The organism is Rhizobium sp. 01L410, assembly GCF_056400165.1.
Map to the genome: position 1 here is coordinate 112252 of NZ_JBFTST010000002.1, position 22390 is coordinate 134641.

The 22390-nt window shown below is 61.4% G+C and carries 23 protein-coding genes and 1 other RNA gene; 13 read left to right on the top strand and 11 right to left on the bottom strand.

The annotated features are described in order from the left end of the window. The first annotated feature begins 1 nt into the window (after position 1). Positions 2-907: an AraC family transcriptional regulator gene (locus tag AC1DV9_RS05050; protein ID WP_477946491.1), complete on the top strand. Its 906-nt coding sequence runs from the start codon at positions 2-4 to the stop codon at positions 905-907. Here AC1DV9_RS05050 and AC1DV9_RS05055 read toward each other — a convergent pair. The 3 genes from AC1DV9_RS05055 to AC1DV9_RS05065 form a co-directional block, all read right to left on the bottom strand. Then, entirely contained in the window at positions 867-1964 is a 1098-nt protein-coding gene (locus tag AC1DV9_RS05055; RefSeq protein WP_477946493.1) for an AbrB family transcriptional regulator, read from the bottom strand. The genes AC1DV9_RS05050 and AC1DV9_RS05055 overlap by 41 nt on opposite strands. 204 nt (positions 1965-2168) lie before the next feature. Further along, entirely contained in the window at positions 2169-2417 is a 249-nt protein-coding gene (locus AC1DV9_RS05060) for a DUF6719 family protein (protein WP_310294668.1), read from the bottom strand. Between the two features lie 86 nt (positions 2418-2503). Further along, a complete protein-coding gene (locus AC1DV9_RS05065) occupies positions 2504-3406 on the bottom strand; it encodes a LysR family transcriptional regulator (protein WP_112537726.1) in 903 nt (300 codons plus the stop codon). Between the two features lie 92 nt (positions 3407-3498). Between AC1DV9_RS05065 and AC1DV9_RS05070 the strand changes: the two genes are divergently transcribed. From AC1DV9_RS05070 to AC1DV9_RS05085, 4 genes are all read left to right on the top strand, one after another. After that, the gene (locus tag AC1DV9_RS05070; protein WP_477946495.1) at positions 3499-4533 is read left to right on the top strand and encodes an aldo/keto reductase; all 1035 of its coding nucleotides are present in this window, start codon (positions 3499-3501) and stop codon (positions 4531-4533) included. A gap of 140 nt (positions 4534-4673) precedes the next feature. After that, complete coding sequence (locus AC1DV9_RS05075; protein ID WP_477946497.1) at positions 4674-6086, top strand: FAD-binding oxidoreductase; 1413 nt, start codon at positions 4674-4676, stop codon at positions 6084-6086. A gap of 89 nt (positions 6087-6175) precedes the next feature. After that, entirely contained in the window at positions 6176-9925 is a 3750-nt protein-coding gene (locus AC1DV9_RS05080; protein ID WP_477946499.1) for an AsmA family protein, read from the top strand. Between the two features lie 120 nt (positions 9926-10045). Further along, on the top strand, positions 10046-10885 hold the full coding sequence (locus tag AC1DV9_RS05085) for a glycosyl transferase (protein WP_477946500.1): 840 nt from the start codon (positions 10046-10048) through the stop codon (positions 10883-10885). A gap of 169 nt (positions 10886-11054) precedes the next feature. Here AC1DV9_RS05085 and AC1DV9_RS05090 read toward each other — a convergent pair whose 3' ends face one another. From AC1DV9_RS05090 to ssrA, 4 genes are all read right to left on the bottom strand, one after another. Continuing rightward, a complete protein-coding gene (locus AC1DV9_RS05090; RefSeq protein ID WP_477946502.1) occupies positions 11055-11264 on the bottom strand; it encodes a ribbon-helix-helix domain-containing protein in 210 nt (69 codons plus the stop codon). A 68-nt stretch (positions 11265-11332) separates the two neighbouring features. Then, positions 11333-11530 carry a DUF4169 family protein gene (locus tag AC1DV9_RS05095; protein WP_112387027.1) on the bottom strand — a complete coding sequence of 66 codons (198 nt, stop codon included), beginning with the start codon at positions 11528-11530 and terminating at the stop codon, positions 11333-11335. Between the two features lie 67 nt (positions 11531-11597). Then, positions 11598-12113: an SspB family protein gene (locus AC1DV9_RS05100; RefSeq protein ID WP_112387028.1), complete on the bottom strand. Its 516-nt coding sequence runs from the start codon at positions 12111-12113 to the stop codon at positions 11598-11600. 129 nt (positions 12114-12242) lie between these two features. Next, positions 12243-12607: a transfer-messenger RNA gene (gene ssrA / locus AC1DV9_RS05105) on the bottom strand. Between the two features lie 115 nt (positions 12608-12722). Here ssrA and AC1DV9_RS05110 point away from each other — a divergent pair. The 7 genes from AC1DV9_RS05110 (at position 12723) to AC1DV9_RS05140 (ending at position 19344) form a co-directional block, all read left to right on the top strand. Then, positions 12723-13517 carry a thymidylate synthase gene (locus AC1DV9_RS05110; RefSeq protein WP_112387455.1) on the top strand — a complete coding sequence of 265 codons (795 nt, stop codon included), beginning with the start codon at positions 12723-12725 and terminating at the stop codon, positions 13515-13517. 149 nt (positions 13518-13666) lie between these two features. Then, on the top strand, positions 13667-14632 hold the full coding sequence (locus tag AC1DV9_RS05115) for a sensor domain-containing diguanylate cyclase (protein WP_477946505.1): 966 nt from the start codon (positions 13667-13669) through the stop codon (positions 14630-14632). Between the two features lie 58 nt (positions 14633-14690). Beyond that, complete coding sequence (locus AC1DV9_RS05120; RefSeq protein ID WP_477946507.1) at positions 14691-15212, top strand: dihydrofolate reductase; 522 nt, start codon at positions 14691-14693, stop codon at positions 15210-15212. Positions 15213-15361: 149 nt separating this feature from the next. Further along, entirely contained in the window at positions 15362-16450 is a 1089-nt protein-coding gene (hflK, locus tag AC1DV9_RS05125) for an FtsH protease activity modulator HflK (protein ID WP_477946509.1), read from the top strand. 3 nt (positions 16451-16453) lie between these two features. Then, positions 16454-17392, top strand: coding sequence for a protease modulator HflC (gene hflC, locus AC1DV9_RS05130; protein WP_112515929.1), 939 nt, complete (start codon positions 16454-16456; stop codon positions 17390-17392). 10 nt (positions 17393-17402) lie between these two features. Beyond that, positions 17403-17588, top strand: coding sequence for a DUF2065 domain-containing protein (locus AC1DV9_RS05135; protein ID WP_477946511.1), 186 nt, complete (start codon positions 17403-17405; stop codon positions 17586-17588). 103 nt (positions 17589-17691) lie between these two features. Then, positions 17692-19344: a DegQ family serine endoprotease gene (locus AC1DV9_RS05140; RefSeq protein WP_477946513.1), complete on the top strand. Its 1653-nt coding sequence runs from the start codon at positions 17692-17694 to the stop codon at positions 19342-19344. Positions 19345-19346: 2 nt separating this feature from the next. Here the strand turns inward: AC1DV9_RS05140 and AC1DV9_RS05145 are convergent, their stop codons facing one another. The 4 genes from AC1DV9_RS05145 to serB all read right to left on the bottom strand — a co-directional run bounded on the left by AC1DV9_RS05145 (position 19347) and on the right by serB (position 21486). Beyond that, positions 19347-19592 carry a BrnA antitoxin family protein gene (locus tag AC1DV9_RS05145; RefSeq protein WP_477946515.1) on the bottom strand — a complete coding sequence of 82 codons (246 nt, stop codon included), beginning with the start codon at positions 19590-19592 and terminating at the stop codon, positions 19347-19349. A gap of 16 nt (positions 19593-19608) precedes the next feature. Next, positions 19609-19902 (bottom strand): BrnT family toxin, encoded by a 294-nt coding sequence (locus AC1DV9_RS05150; RefSeq protein WP_112515933.1) that lies wholly within the window; start codon positions 19900-19902, stop codon positions 19609-19611. A 139-nt stretch (positions 19903-20041) separates the two neighbouring features. After that, the gene (locus AC1DV9_RS05155; protein ID WP_477946517.1) at positions 20042-20599 is read right to left on the bottom strand and encodes a GNAT family N-acetyltransferase; all 558 of its coding nucleotides are present in this window, start codon (positions 20597-20599) and stop codon (positions 20042-20044) included. Then, positions 20596-21486: a phosphoserine phosphatase SerB gene (gene serB / locus AC1DV9_RS05160; RefSeq protein ID WP_477946519.1), complete on the bottom strand. Its 891-nt coding sequence runs from the start codon at positions 21484-21486 to the stop codon at positions 20596-20598. The genes AC1DV9_RS05155 and serB overlap by 4 nt, the downstream gene beginning before the upstream one ends. Here serB and miaA point away from each other — a divergent pair, their 5' ends adjacent. After that, complete coding sequence (miaA, locus tag AC1DV9_RS05165; protein ID WP_477946521.1) at positions 21487-22386, top strand: tRNA (adenosine(37)-N6)-dimethylallyltransferase MiaA; 900 nt, start codon at positions 21487-21489, stop codon at positions 22384-22386. It abuts the gene before it with no gap. The last annotated feature ends 4 nt before the right edge of the window (positions 22387-22390 follow it).

Here is a 22390-nt window from a genome sequence, read left to right on the forward strand (position 1 = left end):
GATGCGTTTCGAGGTAGCCTTGAGCGAGGATGTAAATTCAACGGTCTTTGCGGGTCTTGAACATTTGTGCGCCCCTCTTGCGGGCGACGGGATCCTGACCGCGCCGGCATTTCCGGGGATCGAGCGCATCGAGGCGCAGTTTTCAGGCAATGCCTTCGAGCCGCACCGGCACGACACCTATGCGATCGGCGTGACGCTGAAGGGTGTGCAGACCTTTAGCTATCGTGGCGAGAGGCGTTTCAGCATGCCGGGGCAGGTGATCGTGCTGCATCCGGACGAGGAACATGACGGCGGTGCGGGAACCGAGGATGGGCTGCAATACCGCATGCTCTATATCGAGCCGGCGCTGGTCGCCGACTGTCTGGAGATGGAGAAGGTGGGGCTTCCGTTCGTCGATGAACCCGTGTTCGGCGATGCGGCGATGGCTGGCGTGCTGCTCGGCGCGCTTGCCGATCTCGATGGTGAGCTGGACGGATTGTTCGTCGACGATTTTCTGACCGACGTGGCGGGAGGCCTGGTGCGGCACGCTGGTGCATCGGTCCGCCCGATCGGCAAGATCGCCTGGCGGCAGGCGCGGCGGGCACGGGACTATCTCGAGGCGCATGCGACGCGCGCCGTTCATTCCAGCGAACTGGAGACGGTGACCGGCCTCGACCGGTTCACGCTGTCCCGGCATTTCCGCGCCGCCTTCGCCACCAGTCCGCACCGCTATCTGCTGATGCGGCGGCTGCAGCAGGCAAAGGCGCTGATCATTGCAGGCGAGAAACTGCCGGAGGTTGCCTTTGCGACCGGTTTCGCCGACCAGAGCCATCTCAACCGGCATTTCAAGAAGGCCTATGGCATGACGCCGGGGCAGTGGGCCTCGCTCAGACGCGGCTCATCGCCAGTCCGCTCTTTCGCGCAATGAAGCGGGCGAGCATCGGGCCGGTTAACAGGATCACCAGGAAACGCCCGACCTGCATCGCCATGACGAAGGGCACGTCGACATCGCTCGATGCAGCGATGATGGCGACGGAATCCGCGCCTCCGGGACTGGTCGCCAGATAGGCCGTGAGGGGATCGACGCCGGCGAGCTTGTGAAGCGCGAAGGCCATCAATCCGCAGATCGACATCAGCGTCAGGATCGAGGCGGCCACGCGCGGCAGGGCGCGCGCGGCATGGGCGATGATCGAAGGCGTGAAGCGCAGGCCGATGCTCCAGCCGATCAGGGCGTAGCTGATCGCGAGCAGCCAGAGCGGCAGCTCGATGGTCAGCACGCCGAGGCCTTGCAGCGTCGATCCGGCGATCAGCGGCAGGATGATCGTGCCGCCCTGAATGCGGAAGCGGGCGGCGGCATAGGTGCAGAGGCAGGTCAGCGCCATTGTTGCGGCAAAAGCCGGCCAGTCGATCGGCGGGAAGAAAATCAGCGGTGGCGGCTCAGTGCCTTCCGCACTTGCCCAGAGTGTCGAGACCACCGAGGCGGCGACGGCAACGAAGACGACGCGCAGATATTGCATGAAGGCGACGAGGCGGGCATCGGCGCCATAGGCTTCCGACATGATGGTCATCGCCGAGGCGGCACCGGGCGACGAGCCCCAAACGGCGGTCGTGCCTGGCAGGACCTGCCATTTTGTCAGGACATAGCCGAGCAAGCCCGCGGCAGCGATGATCGAGAAGATCATCGACAGGAAGAGCAGGGCGTCGTCGGCCATTGTCTGGATGATGTCGATGGTGATGGCGCGGGCCATCAGGAAGCCCACGAGTGCCTGGCCGAAGAGCAGCGGCCAGCGCGGGACGCGGAGCTGCGATTTCGAGGCGGTCAACGCGAGAACGATCGCTGCGACCATCGGTCCGATCAGCAGCGATGCCGGCAGGCCGAGCATTTCCAGCCCGAGAACCAGAAGCGTCGAAAACGCCAGCAGGATCGCCCAGCGGGGCAGGCTCGCTCTCGAAGGCAGGACGCTGGCAAGGGCTTTGAACGGCATCGATGCGATCTTGTTGGCCGATCGGGTTTACCGCGCGGGGCGATTGAGGGCAGGGATCGGCATGACTTCTCAGACCGGCGGGGGATGCCGGGGCGCAGTGCCGGTATATTTGCCAGCGCGCGTCAGGGTCAACTGCAAAATCTGGCATTGCGCGCCACCATCACCGGTGGCACGCGATGCGTGTGAGACGAGTGGCCGGTTCATTCACTTATGAACGCATTTCTTGCTGATGTTGTTGTTTCTTTTCGCTTTGGTGAACTTTGCGATCATCCCGGCGGGGCAGGTCTTGTCGTCGAATAGCACCGGCTCACCCGGCGTCATCGTCGCCGCGGTCGGCTTTGTCGTCACCGTCTTGGTCTCGGCACTTGCCGGCGATGTCAGCATCGCAAGGACCGCTCCTGTCGATGACAGAACGGTCATTCCTCTCATTTTCGGGTTGGTCTTGGCTTGCATCTCGGTGTCCCTCCGTTGCCGGGAAGAACACAACTATGCTTTGCGGCCTCTGCCAATTCGCCTTTTAGAGCTAGCTGTGTGGAGGCTCATAGCTTGGCGTGGGTAGCCAGAAAATCGAGGAGGGCGCGAACGCGGGCGGGAAGCGGGCCGCCCTGGCCGATATAGACGGCATAGAAATCCTCGATATCGCCGGGATTGAAGGCTTCCATGACGACGGTAAGTCTCCCAGCGGCAATGTCCTGCCGTAGCGTGAAGGCTGCGAGCCGGGCCATGCCTGCGCCGGCGAGCGCCATATGGCGCATCGCTTCGCCATCGCTGACCTGCACGCCGGGCGTCACCGGCACGTTGACCGTCTGGCCATCGCTGATGAGTGGCCAGCCCTGAATGGCGCGCGAATAGGAAAAGCCGACGCGGCAGTGCTTTTCGAGATCGGCGATGGATTTCGGCTCGCCATGCCGGGCGAGATAGTCCGGCGAGGCGACAATGAAATTGCGCGTGCTGCCAAGCTTGCGGGCGACGAGGCTGGAGCTCTTCATCGGACCGGCGCGGATCGCGACGTCGGCGCGTTCTTCCATCAGATCGACGATGCGGTCGGTCTGGGTGATGTCGAGGGTGATGCCGGGATGCAGTGCCATGAACTGCGGCACCAGCGGTGCGAGGATATGATTGCCGAAGGAGCCGCTGGTATTGATGCGGATCGGACCGGTGGCCTGCTCGCCTGCCGAGGCATAGCGTTCGGCCTCGGCGATATCGGCGAGGATGGTGACGCTGCGCTGGTAGAAGGCGGTTCCCTCGGGCGTCAGTTGCAGCTTGCGGGTCGAGCGGTTGATTAGGCGTGTGCCGAGCCGCGCTTCGAGGCGGGTCATCAGTTTGCTGACGGCGGACGGCGTCATGCGGCAGGCCGCGGCCGCCGCCGAGAATCCGCCAAGTTCGACGGCCCGGACGAAGACTTCCATTTCGCCCGAGCGGTTGATGTCCTGTCTGCTCATGATGAATTCAAGTCATAGATGAGTTTCTTTGCGGCAATCTATATCGCGGTATTCGCAGTGTCTATCTCTGTTGCAACAACAGGAGAAAGACCATGGAATACAGAAATCTCGGCAGATCCGGCCTGCGCGTTCCGGTGCTCAGTTTCGGTGCCGGCACCTTCGGCGGATCCGGGCCGCTGTTTGGCGCCTGGGGAAATACCGATGCCACCGAGGCAAGGCGGCTGGTGGATATCTGCCTCGAGGCCGGCGTCAATCTGTTTGACACCGCCGATGTCTATTCGGCTGGCGCTTCGGAAGAGGTGTTGGGGCAGGCGATCCGCGGCAAGCGTGATCAGGTGCTGATCTCGACCAAGACCGGGCTGCCCACCGGCGACGGACCGGCAGACTGGGGGACTTCGCGGTCGCGTCTGATCCGCTCTGTCGACGCCGCGCTCCGCCGTCTTGGCACCGACTATATCGATCTGCTGCAATTGCACGCCTTCGATGCTTCGACGCCGGTCGAGGAAGTTCTGGCCACCCTCGACGGTCTCGTCGCGGCCGGAAAGCTGCGCTACACCGGTGTCTCCAATTTCGCCGGCTGGGAGCTGATGAAATCGCTCGCCGCCGCCGATGCCAACGGCCGTCCGCGCTATGTCGCGCACCAGGTCTATTACTCGCTGGCAGGCCGCGACTATGAATGGGAACTGATGCCGCTCGGTGCTGACCAGGGCGTCGGCGCGCTGGTCTGGAGCCCGCTTGCCTGGGGCCGTCTGACCGGCAAGATCCACCGCGGCCAGCCGCTGCCCGAAGGCAGCCGCCTGCATCAGACGGCGGAATTCGGCCCGCCGGTTGACGACGAGAAGCTCTATGACATTGTCGATGTGCTCGAAGCGATCGCAGCGGAAACCGGCCGCACGGTGCCGCAGATCGCCATCAACTGGCTGACCAGCCGTCCGACCGTCTCAAGCGTCATCATCGGCGCCCGCAACGAAGCCCAGCTTCGCCAGAACCTCGACGCCGTCGGCTGGTCATTGACCAAGGAGCAGATCGGCAGGCTGGATAGCGTCAGCGCGCAGACGGCGCCTTATCCCTACTTTCCTTACCGTAGACAAGAAGGCTTTGCCCGGCTCAATCCGCCGATCGTCTGACCGCTGATAGCAGGGGCGGCTTCATGCAAACGGCCGCCCCTTCATCATCCTGATTACGGTTAATCTTGACTGGACATGTCTTCCCAGTTGTCTCATACCAGCCTGCCTGTCGATGGTGGAATGTATTGGAGATCAACGGGATGGCTCTCAAGGACGCGAAATCCGGATTGCGCAACGAGGCGGGGATCGCCGCGGTTCTCGGCATCCTCAAACAGAGCTTCGGCGAGCGCCTCCAGACCGGCGAATCCTTTCGTGCCCAGCACGCCCACACGACCACCTATATTCCGGCGCAGCTACCTGATGGCGTTCTCTTTGCCGAGACCGCCGATGATGTGAAAGCCGCCGTCAGGGTTTGCGCGGAGCACAAAGTACCTCTGATCGGCTTCGGCACCGGCTCGTCGCTGGAGGGGCAGGTGAACGCGCCGAATGGCGGCATCTCGATCGATTTCAGCCGGATGAACCGTGTTCTCGAAGTCAATGCCGAGGATTTGGACTGCACCGTCGAGCCCGGTATCACCCGCGAAGAACTCAACGTCTATCTGCGCGATACCGGTCTCTTCTTCCCGATCGATCCCGGCGCCAATGCCTCGATCGGCGGCATGGCCTCGACGCGCGCCTCAGGCACCAACGCCGTGCGCTACGGAACGATGAAGGACAACGTGCTGTCGGTGACTGTAGTCACCGCGAGTGGCGAGGAAGTCCGCACCGCGCGGCGGGCGCGCAAGTCTTCGGCGGGATACGACATGACGCGGCTCTTTGTCGGTTCCGAGGGCACGCTCGGCATCCTGACCTCGGTGACGCTCCGGCTGCAGGGCATTCCGCAGAAGATCGGCGGCGGCGTCTGCGCCTTCCCGACGATCAAGGCGGCCTGTGACGCTGTCATCATGACCATCCAGATGGGCATTCCGGTCGCCCGCATCGAGCTTCTCGATGCGCTGCAGATCAAGTGCTGCAACGCCTATTCGAACCTCGACTATGAGGAAACGCCGACGCTGTTTCTCGAATTTCACGGTACCGACGAGACCGTCGCGCTGCAATCGCAGCAGTTTGCCGAAATCGCTACCGAATGCGGCGGCGGCGAATTCCTGTGGACCGTTAATGCCGAAGAGCGCGCCAGACTCTGGAAGGCCCGCCATAACGCCTACTGGGCGTCGCGGGCGCTGGCGCCCGAGCTTGCCGCACTTTCGACGGATGTTTGTGTTCCTATTTCACGGCTGGCGGATTGCATCACCGAGACGCAGGCAGATATCGAAGCGAATGGATTGCTGGCGATGATCGTCGGGCATGCCGGCGACGGGAATTTTCATGTGCTTGTGCTTTTCGACGACAAGACCAGCGAGGGCGTTTCGGCCGTCGAGAATTTCGTGGCGCGATTGAATGCCCGGGCGCTCGAAATGGATGGAACATGCACCGGCGAACACGGGATCGGGCAGGGGAAGATGTCATTTCTGGAACAAGAGCTCGGCGGCACCGTCGATCTGATGCGGCAGGTCAAGCGCTCGCTCGATCCGGACAATATCTTCAACCCCGGCAAGATTTTCCATCTTGGCTGAAAACGGAACAATCTCATGATCTTCGGTCTTGCTACCGGCATGAATAACAGTAGTGTCGGCAACAGAATTCCGAATGGAGAATCCTTGATTTGATAGGCCGGTTCCTCGTCTTTCTAGGGGGAGTGATCGTCGTAGTGCTCGTTGTGGCGCTATTCGCACCGCTATTCATCGACTGGACCGATTTCCGCAAGAATTTCGAGGATCAGGCAAGCCGCATCATCGGCAAGAAAGTCACCGTGCATGGCACCGTCGATGCGCGGCTTCTGCCGTTTCCGTCAGTGACGCTGCATGACGTGCGTGTCGGCCAGGAGCCCGATGGACAGCCGATCGTGCAGGTCGAGCAGTTTTCGATGGATGCTGAGCTGGCGCCTTTCCTGTCGGGCGAAGCGCTGATTTTCGACATGCGGGTGGTCAATCCGAAGGTGCGCCTGCGGTTGCAGAAGGATGGAACGCTGGACTGGACGCGCGGCAGCCAGTCTGAGATCCCGGCCAAGACAGTCGTACTCGAAAATGTGCATGTCAGTGGCGGCGATGTGCAGTTCATCGACGATCAGTCCGGCCGCTCGCGCCATATTACCGGCCTCAATGCCGAGATGTCAGCGAAATCGCTTGCCGGTCCCTGGCGGATCGACGGTGATGCGACGCTCGATGGTGAGCATGGCAGTTTCGTGATCGCGAGTGGTCAGCCGGACGAAAACGGTGCGCTGAAGGTCCGCACCCGGCTGGTTCCGGATCAGCACCCCGTCAGCGTCGATCTTGATGGTGAGCTGAAGCTCGTCGATCGCAAGCCGAATTATCAGGGCACGATGTCGGCGGCGATCGAGAACCGCGGGCAGGCGAAGAGCGACAAGACCGCGCCGCCCCCTCGCGTCAAAGGTCGCTTCGAACTGACCAACGAGCGCATCCGCGTGCCTGATTACCGGCTGGAAATCGGCTCGACCGACGATCCCTATGTGATAACAGGCGAAGCGACACTCGATACCGGCAGCGCGCCGGAATTCCTGCTGATCGCCAATGGCCAGCAGATCGACGTCAACAGGATCGGCAATCAGGGCGCCGGCGGCAAGACGGCGCGCGATCCTGGGCTCTCGGCGCGGCAGCGTCTCAACTCGCTGATCAATATCGTCGCCCAGGTGCCGATCCCGCAGGTGCCCGGAAAGGCGAGCGTCCGGCTGCCGGCGATTGTTGCCGGCGATACGACGATCCGCGACGTGCAGCTCGATCTGCAACCGGCCGGCGACGGCTGGACGATCGACGATGCCGTCGGAACGCTTCCCGGCCGCACGCAGGTGGAAGGAACGGGGCGCCTTGCGCTGCGTGGTCAGCCGTCCTTCAACGGGCACGTGACGGTGGCATCCAACCAGCCGAGCGGGCTTGCATCATGGCTCGCCGGTTCCGTCGATCCGTCGATCCGTCAGCTGCGGCAGGCCGGCTTCTCGGCGGATGTCAGCCTGACCCACCATAGGCAGGCTTTCGACAATCTGGAGATCGCCGTTGGTCCGGCAACGCTGAAGGGCAGGCTGGAGCGGCTGGCACCGAAGGACCAGACGCCATCGCTGAACGTGGCGCTCGGCGGCGACGCGCTCGATCTCGATGCGCTGCGGGCGCTGACCGGGCTGTTCACCGGCCAGGACGCCGGTGACAACGTGCTCGATCACAAGATCACCGCGCAGCTGAAGGCCGACAAGTTTACTGCTTTCGGCGTCGAGGCTGCCAATGTTGAGACCAATTTCACGATTGCCGATGGCGCACTGGCGATCGAAAAACTGGCGGTGAAGAATTTTGCCGGTGCGGAATTGACTGCCACCGGCCGCGCCGAAGGCTCACTGCTCGACTACAAGGGCTCCGGCGAGATCACCTTCAAATCGGCTGACCCCGGCCCGTTCTTCACCATGCTGAAGGAGCATCTGCCTGGTCATCCCGTGATGGACCGGCTGGTGCGCAATGCCGCCTGGTACACCAACACGGCGCTTCGCGGAGCGCTGACGCTCGGTGGCGATCAGGGCGACGGGCTGACGCTGACGCTCGCCGGCGTTTCGAATGGCAGCCGGGTCAATCTCGATTACCGGATGTCCGATCTTCTGGCGCTGACAGGCAAGGGAACGACCAGCCTGGAAGGGACGCTTGAAAATGCGACCACGGCCGTGCTCTTCGGCCAGGCCGGGCTCGACCCGCTGCCTGTCGAAGCCGATGCCAATGGCAGGCTGTCGCTGAAGGTTCAAGTTACCGACTCGGATCCCGCCGATGCATCGCTGGCCTTTGCGACCGACCGGACGTCGTTCACTGCCAGCGGCAAGGTCGATGTCCGCCCGGAAAACTTCATGAACGGCCAGATCGGCATATCGCTTGAGAGCGCCGATCTCGACCCATACCTGATCATGAACGGCATCGCGCTGCCGCAGCTCGGAACCGGCCTGCCGTTCGGGCTGCAGACGACGGCGACCATCGATGGCGGTAAGATCGTCTTTGCCGATCTCAAAGGGCATGCCGCCGACAACAAGTTTTCCGGCGGGCTGACCGTTGACCGCAAGGCTGACAAGACCACGGCGACGGGTGACCTGGCGCTCGACCGCGCGGATGCGATCTGGCTTGGCGAGACCGTCTACGGGCCGATGACCGATGCTGCGACCGGCAATCTGACGACGCAGGGGCTCGGACAGCCGGTGTTCAAGGACACCGACGTCAATCTGAAGTTCTCGGCGAAACAGTTCTGGCCGGGCTGGTCCGGCGCGATCAACGATTTTTCGAGCACCATTGCCTACAAGGGCGACGAGTTGCAGCTGAACGGCATGCAGGGCAACTGGGACGGCGGCAAGCTTTCCGGCAATATGCTCTTCACCAATGCCGACGGAACCGGGTTCTTCCAGACCAAGCTGGCGCTCGCCGATGCCGATCTCGGCGGTGTGATCTGGGCGCGTGACGGAACGCCGGTTGCCAGCGGCAAGTTCGGCCTATCGATGAGCTCGGAAGCCTCGGGCAAGACGATGACGGAGCTTGCGAGTTCGCTGACCGGCTCTGGCGAACTTCGGCTAGGCGACACCAGCGTGCGCGGTCTGAACCTTGCGATCCTTGCGCCGCTGCTGTCGGCCACCGATCCGATGAAGGACCAACTGAACGCCGGCAAGGTGCATCCGATCGTCGAAACGCTGCTGAACAACGGCGAGGCCAAGCTGCCGCCGCTGGGTATTCCCTTCAACATTACCGACGGCGTGCTGCGCGTGCAGAACGTCACCGTCGCCAACGACCTTGCCAAGGTCACCGGCAATGCGCAGATCGATCTGCCGCAGGAGCGGGTGAACGCCTCGCTCGATATCGGCCTCAACCCCGGCAACGAGGCGCTGTCCGGTGCCGACCCGGCATTGCGGCTTGATTTCTCCGGCCTTCTGGCATCGCCCGGCCGGACGATGGATGTCACCGACATCACCGGTTACCTGTCGCTGCGCGCCTTCGAGCGCGAACGCCGCCGCGTCGAGCGGCTGCAGGCCAACGTACTGGAAAAGCAGCGGCTGCGCCGCGAAGTGGCCCTCTACAAGTTCAATGACGCCGAGCGCGCCAGGGCAGCGGCGATCGAGGCTGAGCGCAAGGCCGAGGAAGACCGCCTGAGAGCGCTTGCAGAGGAGGCTGCCCGGCAGAAGGCGGAAGCCGATGCGAGAGCCAAGGCAGAAGCTGACGCCAAGGCAAAGGCCGAGGCGGATGCGAAAGCCGCTGCAGACGCCAAGGCGGCCGCTGCCGCGGAAGCGCAGCGCCGTGCCGAAGGGCAACTTGTCGATCCAGTACCGCCCGCCAGCGGCAACAAGCTGAATTTCGACACGCTGCCGGGCGTGCCGGTGCAGCAGTAATCAGAATGGATCGGGATTGCCGTTCCACGCGGATGCCTAAATTCGCTCTCACCGGTCTTCACAGGATGCTGATAGGTTGATACGCACCGGGAAACTCGCGCGATGACTTATGGAGCAGGAATGACAGGCGTCTTGGATGGCAGCAATGGCGTGAAGCAGGTCATCTGCATCAGCTGGGGCACGATGTTTGGCCCGGCCTATATCAACCGTCTCTATGCGATGGTTGCGCGCAACATCACGCCGCCCTTTACCTTCACCTGCTTCACGGATAGCCGCGAGGGACTGCATCCCGAGATCCTCTGCGAGGATCTGCCGCCACTCAACATCCCGAGCCTGCCGGTCAATACGCCCGGGATCTGGAACAAGTCGCGCCTCTGGGGACCGACGCTTGGGAACTTGAAAGGCAGCGTCCTCTTCCTGGATCTCGATCTGGTGATTGTCGGCTCGCTCGATGCCTTCTTCGAAGTCGGAGGCCCAGATGACGTGGTCATGACCCGAAATCAGACGACTCCGTTCGAGAGACTTGGCCAGACGTCGCTTTTCCGGTTTCCGGTCGGCAAGCTGGTTTCTCTGCAGGACAAGTTTTTTGCCAATCCGCAAAAGATCGCCGACGAATATCGTTTCGAGCAGCGGTTCGTTACCAAGAACGTGCCGGGAGGTCCGAAGTTCTTCCCGCGCAGCTGGGTGCTGCATTTCCGGCAGGACTGCCGGTGGCCGACACCGCTCAATTATTTCTTCGGCCCCCGGCTGCCATCTGGAGCCAAAGTGGTGATCTTCCCGCGCGGGCTGCGGCCTGAACACGCGATAGCCGGGCAGTACCGGGACGGCGCTGCCGACAATGCGCGCGAGCATCTTTCACGGATCGTCAACAGAACGTCTCGTGGAGGCGAGAGCGTGTTTTCCCACCTCCGGCACTTCATACGCCCTACGCCGTGGGTGAAGACGCATTGGCGGGAGTAGCTTCTCCTTTTCAGCGATGCTGCTGGCTGGAAGGATGTGCCCTTCGCACAAACGGCCAAGTTTTATGTGCCTGCAGATTGCATAAGATGAACCTGGATGGTTACCGCTAACCTAGCCATCAAGGGGTCGTTGCCGGGCGCCCACGGGTGCGGCAACGACCTCGCCAAATCTACCGCGCCTTCAGCCATGCCAGGACATATAGCCGCAATGCCGAGGAGAGGTTGCTCTCGGAATCACGGCCGTCGTCAATTTCGGAGATCAGGGTGGCAAGCGGTATCGAGCGGGCCGCGGCGATCATTCTCAATTCAGACCAGAATTCGTCTTCCAGCGAGAAGCTGGTGCGGTGGCCATGAAGCGTTGCGGAATGCTTGCGGATCATCGTCCGGTTTCGGTGCTTGAGAGATTGATTCAGGAGACCAGCATAAATGGCTGGCGTGAGGCGGCTTTTCAGCGCTCTTCGCCGCCGTCCTTTTCGATCCGGCCATCGCTGTGCGTCTTTTCGGCCTTGTCATTCAGCGCCTTAGTCAGCTGCTTCTCGGCCTTGGTTCGGCCGAAGCTGATACGGTTCTGCTCGGCCTGCCTGTCCTTTTCGGAACGGGCCTGCGTTTTCTTGAACTGGCGGAGATTGACGATTTCGGCGCTCACGGCGTGCCTCCATCTGTAAAGGAAATGGGCCGGAATGAAAAAAGGGAAGCGATTGCTTCCCTTCGGATTACTGCTTCTTGCGGAATGCGTCGAGCGAGACGACGGAACCGGGCTTCTTTTCCTCGCCGCCTTCGGCAGGGGCCGCCGCCGGGGTTTCCTCGCTCTTTTCGGCTGCAACCGGATAGGCGGTGATCTCGGCTTCGGGCAGCTCTTCACCATCGGCCAGCGGCACATCGAATTCCAGCTCGAAATTCACCGAGGGATCGTAGAAGCCGCGGATGGCATTGAACGGGATAACCAGCTTTTCCGGAACGTCGGAGAAAGACAGGCCGATCTCGAACAGCGATTCGGTGATCTTCAGGTCCCAGAACTGGTGCTGGATGACGATGGTCATCTGTTCAGGATATTTGCTCTTCAGGTGCTGCGAAATGCGCACGCCGGGAGCGCCGGTCAGGAAGGTGATGAAAAAGTGATGGTCGCCGGGGAGGCGGCCCGTCGTTCCGACTTCAGACAGAACCTTACGGATGACGCCACGAAGCGCGTCCTGTGCCAGAATGTCGTAGCGGATGTGGTCCTGCCCCATGCTTTTCCTGTCTTTCGTTGGTTCGGGAGTCTTTTCTCAGGGATATATGCCATGTCTGGCCGCCCTGCGAAAGTCTCGCTCCGAGTCATGCTTGATGAGAAGCATACATGATTTCAATAGCAGGGAGAAGGTGAAGGCTTCTGTTGCCAGGTGCCTTCGGACCCCGCCTCAAGGGGCTAACCTAGAGGACTTGGAGCGGAATTCCCGCACCGCCGTTAGGCAGCGAGAGCGTATTCCTTAGCGTTGTTGTCGTTTGCAACTACACTTGTGACCCGATAACGGCGGTATCATGCCGAGCAAAAAGACGATCTTTACACCCTTGTCGATCCTATTTCGCCCCCATCAAAAGCAGTCGCCAACCGGCTGTTTTTGGTGGAGGCGCCGGGTACCGCCCCCGGGTCCAATAGGTTTATTACACCGCTCATTTATCGCCATATCCGGTCCGAAGACCGGCAAGGATTGATATAGTGTTTTCCTGGCAGCATGGGAAGAGGCTTCGTCACAGAACCATCGCAGACGGTGCGGAAATGGCTGGATAATTCAGCGGCGCCGGTTGGTTTCACGCCCGGAAGAGCTTAAATATTGGCGGAAAAGGAGTCGCCGGCGGCCATGAAGCAATATCTCGATCTTTTGACCCATGTGATGGACAAGGGCACCGACAGGGGCGACCGGACCGGTACCGGCACGCGCTCCGTTTTCGGATATCAGATGCGCTTCGATCTCGACGACGGCTTTCCTGTCCTGACCACGAAGAAACTGCACCTGCGCTCGATCATCCACGAGCTTCTGTGGTTCCTGAAAGGCGAAACGAATATCCGATACCTCAAGGAAAACGGCGTCTCGATCTGGGACGAATGGGCCGATGAGAACGGTGACCTCGGGCCTGTCTACGGCGCCCAGTGGCGCTCCTGGCCGGCGCCCGACGGCGGTCATATCGACCAGATCGTCAATCTGGTGAACGGCATCATCAAGAACCCGAATTCGCGCCGGCATATCGTCTCGGCCTGGAACCCGGCCGAGGTGGACAACATGGCGCTGCCGCCGTGCCACTGCCTGTTCCAGTTCTATGTCGCCGACGGCAAGCTGTCCTGCCAGCTCTACCAGCGCTCGGCGGACGTCTTCCTCGGCGTGCCATTCAACATCGCCTCCTACGCGCTGCTGACGATGATGGTGGCGCAGGTGACCGGGCTGAAATACGGCGAGTTCGTCCACACGCTCGGCGACACACACATTTATCACAACCATTTCGAGCAAGCGAAGCTGCAGCTGACGCGGGATCCGAAGCCGCTGCCGCGGATGCTGATCAAGCGCGATGTGAAGGATATCTTCGACTTCAGGTTCGAGGACTTTGAACTCGTCGGCTATGACGCCGACGCCAACATCAAGGCGCCGATCGCCGTTTGAGGCTTCGCAACTTCAGGCAAGAACAGGCCGCATCCGCGACGGAAAACGTCACTTTGCTGCAATGTCTGAAAATCGGCGGCATTCCATCAGTAAGATCTTAATAGATCTCGGTTATTTTCGCCCGCTTAGGTGAAGCTCCCGGGGCTTTTATGGACGATACTGACCTCCTTCCTCCAGACGTTCTTTCGTCGATGCTGATGCGCATGTTCGAGTTTGCGCCGATTGCCATGGCAATCACCACCAGCGACACGAGGACCTCGAGCTACGCGAAGGTCAATGATGCCTATCTGAAGTTGACTGGACTGAAGTGGGAAGAGATCAGCGGCAAGAAGCTGACCTCAGATGGGGCTGCGATCGACAACCCGGCACGCGACCGGCGCCACCGCATGCTGGCCGAAGAGGGCGCCTATGTTCTCGAAGAGGTCGATATCCGCCATTCCGACGGCACGATCATCCCGACGTTGATTTCCGCGCAGAGAACGATCGTCGACGGTGTCTCCTTCGATGTCGAGGTGATCATGGATGTCTCGGCCCGCGTGCGCCATCAGCGCGAGATCGAACTGGCGCTCCGGGCCTCGGCGCGCACCGATGCGCTTTCAGGGCTCCCGAACCGGGCCTGTTTCGACGAGACGCTTGCCGAGCAGATCGCAGCAGCGCGTGCCGCCGACAAGGCGATGGCGCTCGCCTTCATCGATCTCAACGGTTTCAAGGCGGTCAACGACCGGCTCGGACACGGCACTGGAGACGAGGTAATCCGCACGCTTGCCAGCCGCTTCCGCGACAGTTTCAGGGCCAACGACTTCATCGCCCGCATCGGCGGCGACGAGTTCGTGGTTCTGATCGAGGTCGATCCGGTCCTCATTCATGATGTGCGCCATACGGTCAACGACGCCGCGGAGCGTATCTTCAAGCCGATCGCCATCGACGGCGCCATTACCGAAGTCGGCGCGGCCGTCGGCGTCGCGCTGCTCGGGCCGTCGGATACGCCGGCTTCCTTCGTCAAGCGGGCCGACAACTACATGTATCTTGCCAAGCAGACGGGCGATCGCGTCGCCGTCATCTGGCTCGGCAATCCGCATCCGCAGCAGGCGATAGCCGGGCGGGCGGTCGGCTAGCTTTCCTTTTGAGAAGCGGTTAGGTGTCGCGCTCGGCAATCAGTGCAGAGGGGCGGCTATGTCTGGCATCGTGAAGACAATCGTTGTTGCGGTTTCCGAAAACGGTATCATCGGCCGGGACGGCGATATGCCATGGCGGCTGTCAACCGATCTGAAACGCTTCAAGGCGCTGACCTCGGGAAAGCCGTTGGTCATGGGCCGCAAGACCTATGAGTCTATTGGCGGCAAGCCGCTGCCGGGTCGTCCGCATGTGGTGATTTCCAGGCAGGCCCAGATCGACCACCCTGATGTCACCATGGCACACTCACTTGCTGAGGCTGTCACTCTTGCCGAGGGATTGGCGCGCGTCAGCGGTGGCAGCGAGATCATCATCGCCGGCGGTGGCGAGATCTATGCGCAGTCGATGGCGATTGCCGATCGCCTGTGCATCACGCATGTCGAGACCGAGGTCGAGGGCGACACGTCCTTTCCTGCGATCGATGCGTCATTGTGGAAGCCGGTCGAGACACTCGACGTGCCCGCCGGCGAAAAGGACAACTATCCGACGCGTTACGTCGTCTACGAGCGCTGTAACGGCTGATAACGAATTATTTTCCAAGAAAGAACACCAAGTCCTGCATGTCGCGTTGAAAGCAGGGGCGGCGATACCTATAACGGTCACAATCGCTTACCGTCTGCCGCCCCCGCGGGCATTATGCGATCGGGAGTTCAACGAACAAAGAGGTTTTGATGCCCTGGAGCAATCAGAATGGCGGCGGCGGCCCATGGGGCGGCGGCGGTAACAACAATAATCAGGGACCATGGGGGCAGGGCCCGAACCGTCCAAAAGGCGGTGGTGGGGGCAAGGGCGGTCCGCCCGATCTCGAAGACATCATCCGCCGCGGGCAGGATCAGCTCGGCAAGATCGTACCTGGCGGCTTTAACGGCGGCGTGGCACTGATCGTTGTTGCGATCCTTGTGGCGTTCTGGATTTTCCAGTGCATCTACATCGTCCAGCCGGACGAGCGTGGCGTGGAACTGCGTTTCGGTCAGCCGAAGCAGGAAGTTTCGATGCCGGGCCTGCACTTCCATTTCTGGCCGCTTGAAACGGTCGAAACGGTCAAGGTTACCGTGCAGCAGCAGAATATCGGGGCCACGTCCTCTGCATCCTCGAGCGGCCTGATGCTCTCGGGTGACCGCAGCGTCATCAACGTGCAGTTCGCTGTGTTCTTCACGGTCAGCGATCCGAAGGCCTATCTCTTCAACGTCGAGAACCCGGCAGAGACGCTGCAGCAGGTTTCCGACAGTGCGATGCGCGAAATCGTCGGACGCCGTCCGGCGCAGGACGCATTCCGCAGCAACCGTCAGCCGATCGAGACCGATGTTCTCAATATCGTGCAGGGAACGATGGACCGCTACAAGGCGGGTATCACCGTCACCGGCGTGACCATCCAGAACGTTGCTCCGCCGCGTGAAGTCTCCGATGCCTTCGAAGAAGTGCAGCGTGCAGGCCGCGACCGCGACAGCACGATCGAAGAGGCAAACCGCTACACCAACCAGCGGCTCGGCCAGGCGCGAGGCGAGGCGGCTCAGATCCGCGAAGACGCCGCCGCCTACAAGGACCGCGTCGTGAAGGAAGCCGAAGGTGAAGCGCAGCGCTTTACTTCGATCAACGACGAGTATGCGAAGGCCCCTGACGTGACGCGCAAGCGTCTGTTCCTGGAAACGATGGAACAGGTGCTGAAGAATTCGAAGAAGGTCATCATCGACGAGAAGCAGGGGGTCGTACCCTACCTGCCGCTCAACGAGATCGGCAAACCGGCACAGCAGGGAGGTTGAGCCATGACATCCAATAAACTTCCCGCGGTGCTGATCGCGCTCGCGGTCATCCTCTTCATCGTCTATTCGTCGGTCTTCGTGGTCAATGCACGCGAGCAGGCGATCGTCGTCCGCTTCGGTCAGATCCAGTCGGTCAAGACCGAGCCGGGCCTCTATTTCAAGCTGCCGTTCGCCTTCATGGATGCGGACCGCGTCCAGTATGTCGAGAAGCAGGCCCTTCGCCTCGACCTCGATAACATCCGCGTACAGGTGCAGGACGGCCAGACCTTCGATGTCGACGCCTTCGTCATCTACAACATCGCCGATGTCCGCCGCTTCCGCGAAACGGTTTCGGGTGACCGCGAGGCTGCCGAAGCACGCCTTCGCGCCCAGCTCGATTCGTCGCTGCGCCGCGTCTACGGTCTGCGTGACTACAATGCCGCTCTTTCCGAAGAGCGCGTTGCGATGATGCTGGAGATCCGTGACGATCTCCGGATCGATGCCGAAAACCTCGGCCTCAACATCGACGACGTTCGCATCCGCCGTACCGATCTTTCGCCGGAGGTTGCGCCGAACACCTACAACGCCATGCGCTCCGAGCGTCTGGCCGAAGCCGAGCGTATCCGCGCTTCGGGTAACGAAGAAGGTCAGCGCCGCCGCGCCGTCGCCGACCGTCAGGTTGTCGAGATCACTGCGGAAGCGCAGCGTGATTCCGAGATCCTGCGCGGTCAGGGCGATGCGGAACGCAACCGGATCTTCGCCGAATCCTTCGGCAAGGATCCGTCGTTCTTCGAGTTCTACCGCTCGATGTCGGCCTATTCCTCGGCACTCTCGTCGCAGGATACGACGCTGGTTCTGTCGCCGAATTCGGAGTTCTTCCGCTACTTCGACAGCTCGACCGGCGTGCCGTCGGTACCGCCGGCTGCTCCGGCTCCGGCAGCACCTGCCGCACCGGCAAACTGACAATAGAAGAATGCAGGATTTCCTGACGGGACTTGCATTCTTTCTCATCATCGAGGGGCTGGTCTATGCACTGGCCCCTCGTTTTCTTGTGCGGATGTCGAAGCTTCTGCCGTCGGTTCCGGAGCGTCAGATTCGTGCCTTCGGGCTGGCCGCGATTGGCCTCGGCGTCGCCTTTGTCTGGCTTCTCAGGGGCTAAGTTGAGATTGCGCGGGATTTCGCGAAAAGGTGATTTCACGCTCCATCATTCCGCCCTATGTTGGTGGTCAGACTGCCGCTTTGACCCGACATGAGGAAGCTTGATGGCCCCCACGACACGCCCGACCTTCAGACGATCGCTCGCTCTCCTGGCCGGCGCTGCCCTTCTTGCCAATATCGGTCTTGCTGGCTCCGCTACAGCCCAGGGAACGCCGCCGGTGAATGGCCCGGCTTCCGTCGCCGATCTTGCTGAAGGCCTTCTCGACGCCGTCGTGAACATTTCGACATCGCAGAACGTGAAGGACGACGAAGGGGCGGGCCCGGCGCCGCGTGCGCCCGATGGCTCGCCGTTTCAGGAATTCTTCAACGACTTCTTCAACAAGCAGCAGGGCGGCAAGGGCGGCGGCAACCACAATGTCAGCTCGCTCGGCTCCGGCTTCGTCATCGATCCGGCCGGCTATATCGTCACCAACAATCACGTCATCGAAGGCGCCGACGACATCGAAATCAACTTCGCCAACGGCACGAAGCTGAAGGCCAAGCTGATCGGTACGGATACCAAGACCGATCTTTCCGTCTTGAAGGTCGAGCCGAAGGCGCCGCTCAAATTCGTCAAATTCGGCGATTCCAGCGGCATGCGCATCGGCGACTGGGTGATGGCGATCGGCAATCCGTTCGGCTTCGGCGGCTCCGTCACCGTCGGTATCATTTCCGGCCGCGGCCGCAACATCAATGCCGGTCCCTATGACAACTTCATCCAGACGGATGCAGCGATCAACAAGGGCAATTCCGGTGGTCCGCTGTTCAACATGAAGGGCGAAGTCATCGGCATCAACACGGCGATCATTTCGCCAAGCGGCGGCTCGATCGGCATCGGCTTCTCGGTGCCGTCGGAGCTCGCTTCGGGTGTCGTGGCGCAGCTGCGCGAATATGGCGAGACGCGGCGCGGCTGGCTCGGCGTTCGCATCCAGCCGGTGACCGATGATGTCGCCGACAGCCTCGGCCTCGATGCCGCCAAGGGCGCGCTTGTCGCAGGCGTCATCAAGGGTGGACCAGTCGATAACGGCTCGATCAAGGCCGGCGACGTGATCCTCAAATTCGACGGCAAGGCGGTCAACGAGATGCGCGATCTGCCGCGCGTCGTTGCCGAAAGCCCTGTCGGCAAGGAAGTCGATGTCCTCGTGCTCCGCGACGGCAAGGAGCAGACCGTCAAGGTGACGCTCGGGCGTCTCGAGGATAGCGATCAGGCTGCCGCGGCGAGCGGCGATAGCGGCGGCTCTTCGGATGGCGGCGTGATCAACCCCGATCCCGGCGAGAACGACGATATGGACGAGCCGGATAGCGGTCAGGCTCAACCGTCGCCCGACAACAAGGGCACGGAGAACAAGGCACCGGATGCCAAGGGCAATCAGGGCCAGACCGACCAGCAGGGTCAGGTGGCGCCGGATGCGGCATTGCCGAAGAACGTGCTCGGTCTGTCGCTGTCACTGCTCAACCCGGATATCCGCAAGACCTTCAACATCGCCGAGAGCGTCGATGGCGTCGTGGTGACCGAAGTGACGCCCGGATCGGCTGCTGCCGAAAAGGGCCTGAAGCCCGGCGACGTGATCGTCGAGGTCGCCCAGGAATTCATGAAATCGCCGGATGCCGTCGCCGCCAAGGTTCAGTCGCTGAAGCAGGAAGGCCGCCGCAACGCCCAGATGATGATCGCCGCCGCCAACGGCGACCTGCGCTTTATCGCCGTACCGATGGAGTAGGCTTAGCGGGGCTTCGTGTTAGCGGCGATATATTCGCGAAGCGCGTTGTTGATGCCGGTCTGGTAGCCCCGGCCGGCGGAATGATCCTTGAACCAGGCGACAACATCGGCGTCGAGACGTATCGTCACCGGCTGTTTGATCGGCCGATAGAGGTGTCCCTTTCGCGCCAAACGCCACTGCTCTTCGCTGATTTCGGCAATGTCGCTGGTGTCGATTTCTGCGTCTGGGAGCTGTGCGAGTTTTCTCAACTCCTCAGTTTCCTGATCAGTCAAAGCTCGATTGCTCATAGCGCTTCCTCTCGTGTTTGGTTGCGCGGCGTGCACTGATGATCCGTATTGTTTCTACGCCTCTGGCATCCACGCTGGTGTGAACCGCAATCAGTACTGTCATTATCGTGACTGAACCGATGGCTATCCAGCGCTGCTCACCTTCATAAATAGCATCAGGGATAAGCAGGTAGTTCTCGTCATTCCAAATTTGTGTTGCGATCTCGAAAGATACGCCGTGTTTTGACTTGTTGAGGCGATTTTTCTCATCATCCCATTCAAAGCGGATCACGGGTCGCCTCAGCTATAATTGTACGTACAATTTTGTAGAATTCAATAATCGAACGAATGCGCGTGTTGAGCAGCAAAAGACAAGCGATTACCGCTGAGATTTACTCAGGCGGCAACCGTCAATTTTGGCAGAAAATCGCTTAGCCGCGCTCGGGCGCGCTGATGGCGTAGAGGACATGGCGGATGAATTGTGGCGCCGTGTCCGGGACCTTCGGGTGATCGAAATCGCGCTCGGGCCTGTGGATCATGCCGATGCGTTGCATGACGGCGCGGGAGCGGCGGTTTTGCGGGACGGTGAAGGCGACGATCTCGGTGAGGCCGTGGTTTTCGAAGCCGTGCCGGAGCAGCGCCGTTGCGGCCTCGCTAACATAGCCCGCGCCCCAATGGCGCTTTGCCAGCCGCCAGCCGATTTCGACGGTACCGTCAGGGATCGCCGGCTCATGCGAGGTCCGCACGATGCCGCAGAAACCGAGCGTTTCGCCTGTGGCCGTCAGTTCCAGGGCGTAAAAGCCGAGGCCGGTTTCGGCGATCATTCTTTGAGCATATTCGAAAAATTCGTCCGATTCCGCGCGGTTGCGCCGCTTCGGAAAGAATTCCATGACGTCAGGATCGGAGTTGATCTCGTGGAAGAGTTCGCGATCCTCCTCACGCCAGTTGCGGATGATCAGGCGCTCTGTCGTGAGGATGGTCTCGGTCATGGCGTGACGAAATCCGTCTTGCGGTATCCCTGGATGTAGAGCAGGGCGGTGAGGTCACTGTGGTTGATGCGCATCTTCGCCTCGGCGGCGACGGCCGGCTTGGCGTGCAAGGCAACGCCCGACCCTGCGAGATGGATCATGCCGAGATCGTTGGCGCCGTCTCCGACCGCCATCGACTCTTCGGGCGAAATGCCGAGCTTTTCCGCGATGTCGTTCAGCGCATCCACCTTCGCCTGCTTGCCGAGGATCGGCTCGGCGACGAAGCCTGACAGGGTGCCGTTCTCTTCGAGCAGCAGGTTGGCGCGGTTCTCATCGAAGCGGAGGGTAGCGGCGATGCGGCTGGTGAAGACGGTAAAGCCGCCGGAGACCAGGGCGGTGTAGAAGCCCTTGGCCTTCATCGTAGCGATCAGTTCCGGGCCGCCCGGAGTCAACGTGATGCGCTTGGCGATGACATCATCGACGACGGAAATTGGCAGGCCCTTCAGCAACGCCACGCGCTCGCGCAGTGCCGGTTCGAAGGCGATCTCGCCGTTCATGGCGCGGGCGGTGATGGCCGCGACCTTGTCCTTGAGGCCGACTTCGGCGGCGAGTTCGTCGATGCATTCCTGACCGATCATCGTCGAATCCATATCGGCGATCAGCAGTTTCTTGCGGCGGGTCTCGGCTTCCTGCACCACCACATCCACAGGCTCACTGCCGATGACAGCGCGGATCGCGGCCTCCGCCTCTCCTGCATTCGAGCCGTCGCGAAGGGCGATGTCGCAGGCAATTCCGTCTGCCAGCCAGTAGAGACCGGCGCCGCTGATGCTGTCATGCGCCTTCTCGGCAAGCGCCGGCGACAGAACGGGGTTTGACGGATTGGCAACAAGCGTGGCAACGAGAGCCATATGGAAAACCTTCTGAGCACAACGAGTGCGATCCTGATAACCGGGCCGACCGCCAGCGGCAAGTCCGCGCTTGCCGTGAAGCTGGCAAAGCAGCATGGCGGCGTCGTGATCAATGCCGACAGCATGCAGGTCTATGACACGCTGCGGGTGCTGACCGCCCGTCCGTCCGGCGAGGATATGGAGGGCGTGCCGCATCATCTCTACGGGCATGTGCCGGCGGGCGCGGCATATTCGACCGGTGCCTGGCTGCGCGACGTCACGGCGCTGCTTCCCGAGCTACAGAGCAGGGGGCAATTGCCAGTCTTCGTAGGAGGCACGGGGCTGTATTTCAAGGCGCTGACCGGCGGTCTGTCCGACATGCCCGAAATTCCGGATGCGATCCGGGCGCGGCTCAGGCAGCAATTGACCGAGGAGGGGCCAGCAGCACTCTACGCGGCCTTGCAATCCAGGGATCCGCCGATGGCCGAGAGCCTCAATCCGGTCGATGGCCAGAGGATTGTCCGGGCGCTCGAAGTGCTTGAGGCGACTGGACGGTCGATCGCTGAGTTACAGGCGAAGGCCGGACCTGTCATCGTCGATCCTGATGCCGCAAAGAAGATTATCGTGCAGCCGGATCGAGCGGTGCTGCATCAGCGTATCAATGGCCGTTTCGAAAAGATGCTGGAGCAGGGTGCAGAGGACGAGGTGAGGGCGCTGCTGGCATTAGCGCTTACGGCCGACATGCCCATCATGAAGGCGATCGGCGTTTCACAGATCGCCGCGATGTTCGAAGGCCAGATGACTCGCGCCGAGATGATCGAAAAGGGCTCGGCTGCGACGCGCCAATATGCGAAGCGCCAGATGACCTGGTTCCGCAATCAGATGGACGACAGCTGGGTGCGGCTTTCGGGTGCCGCCTAAGCAA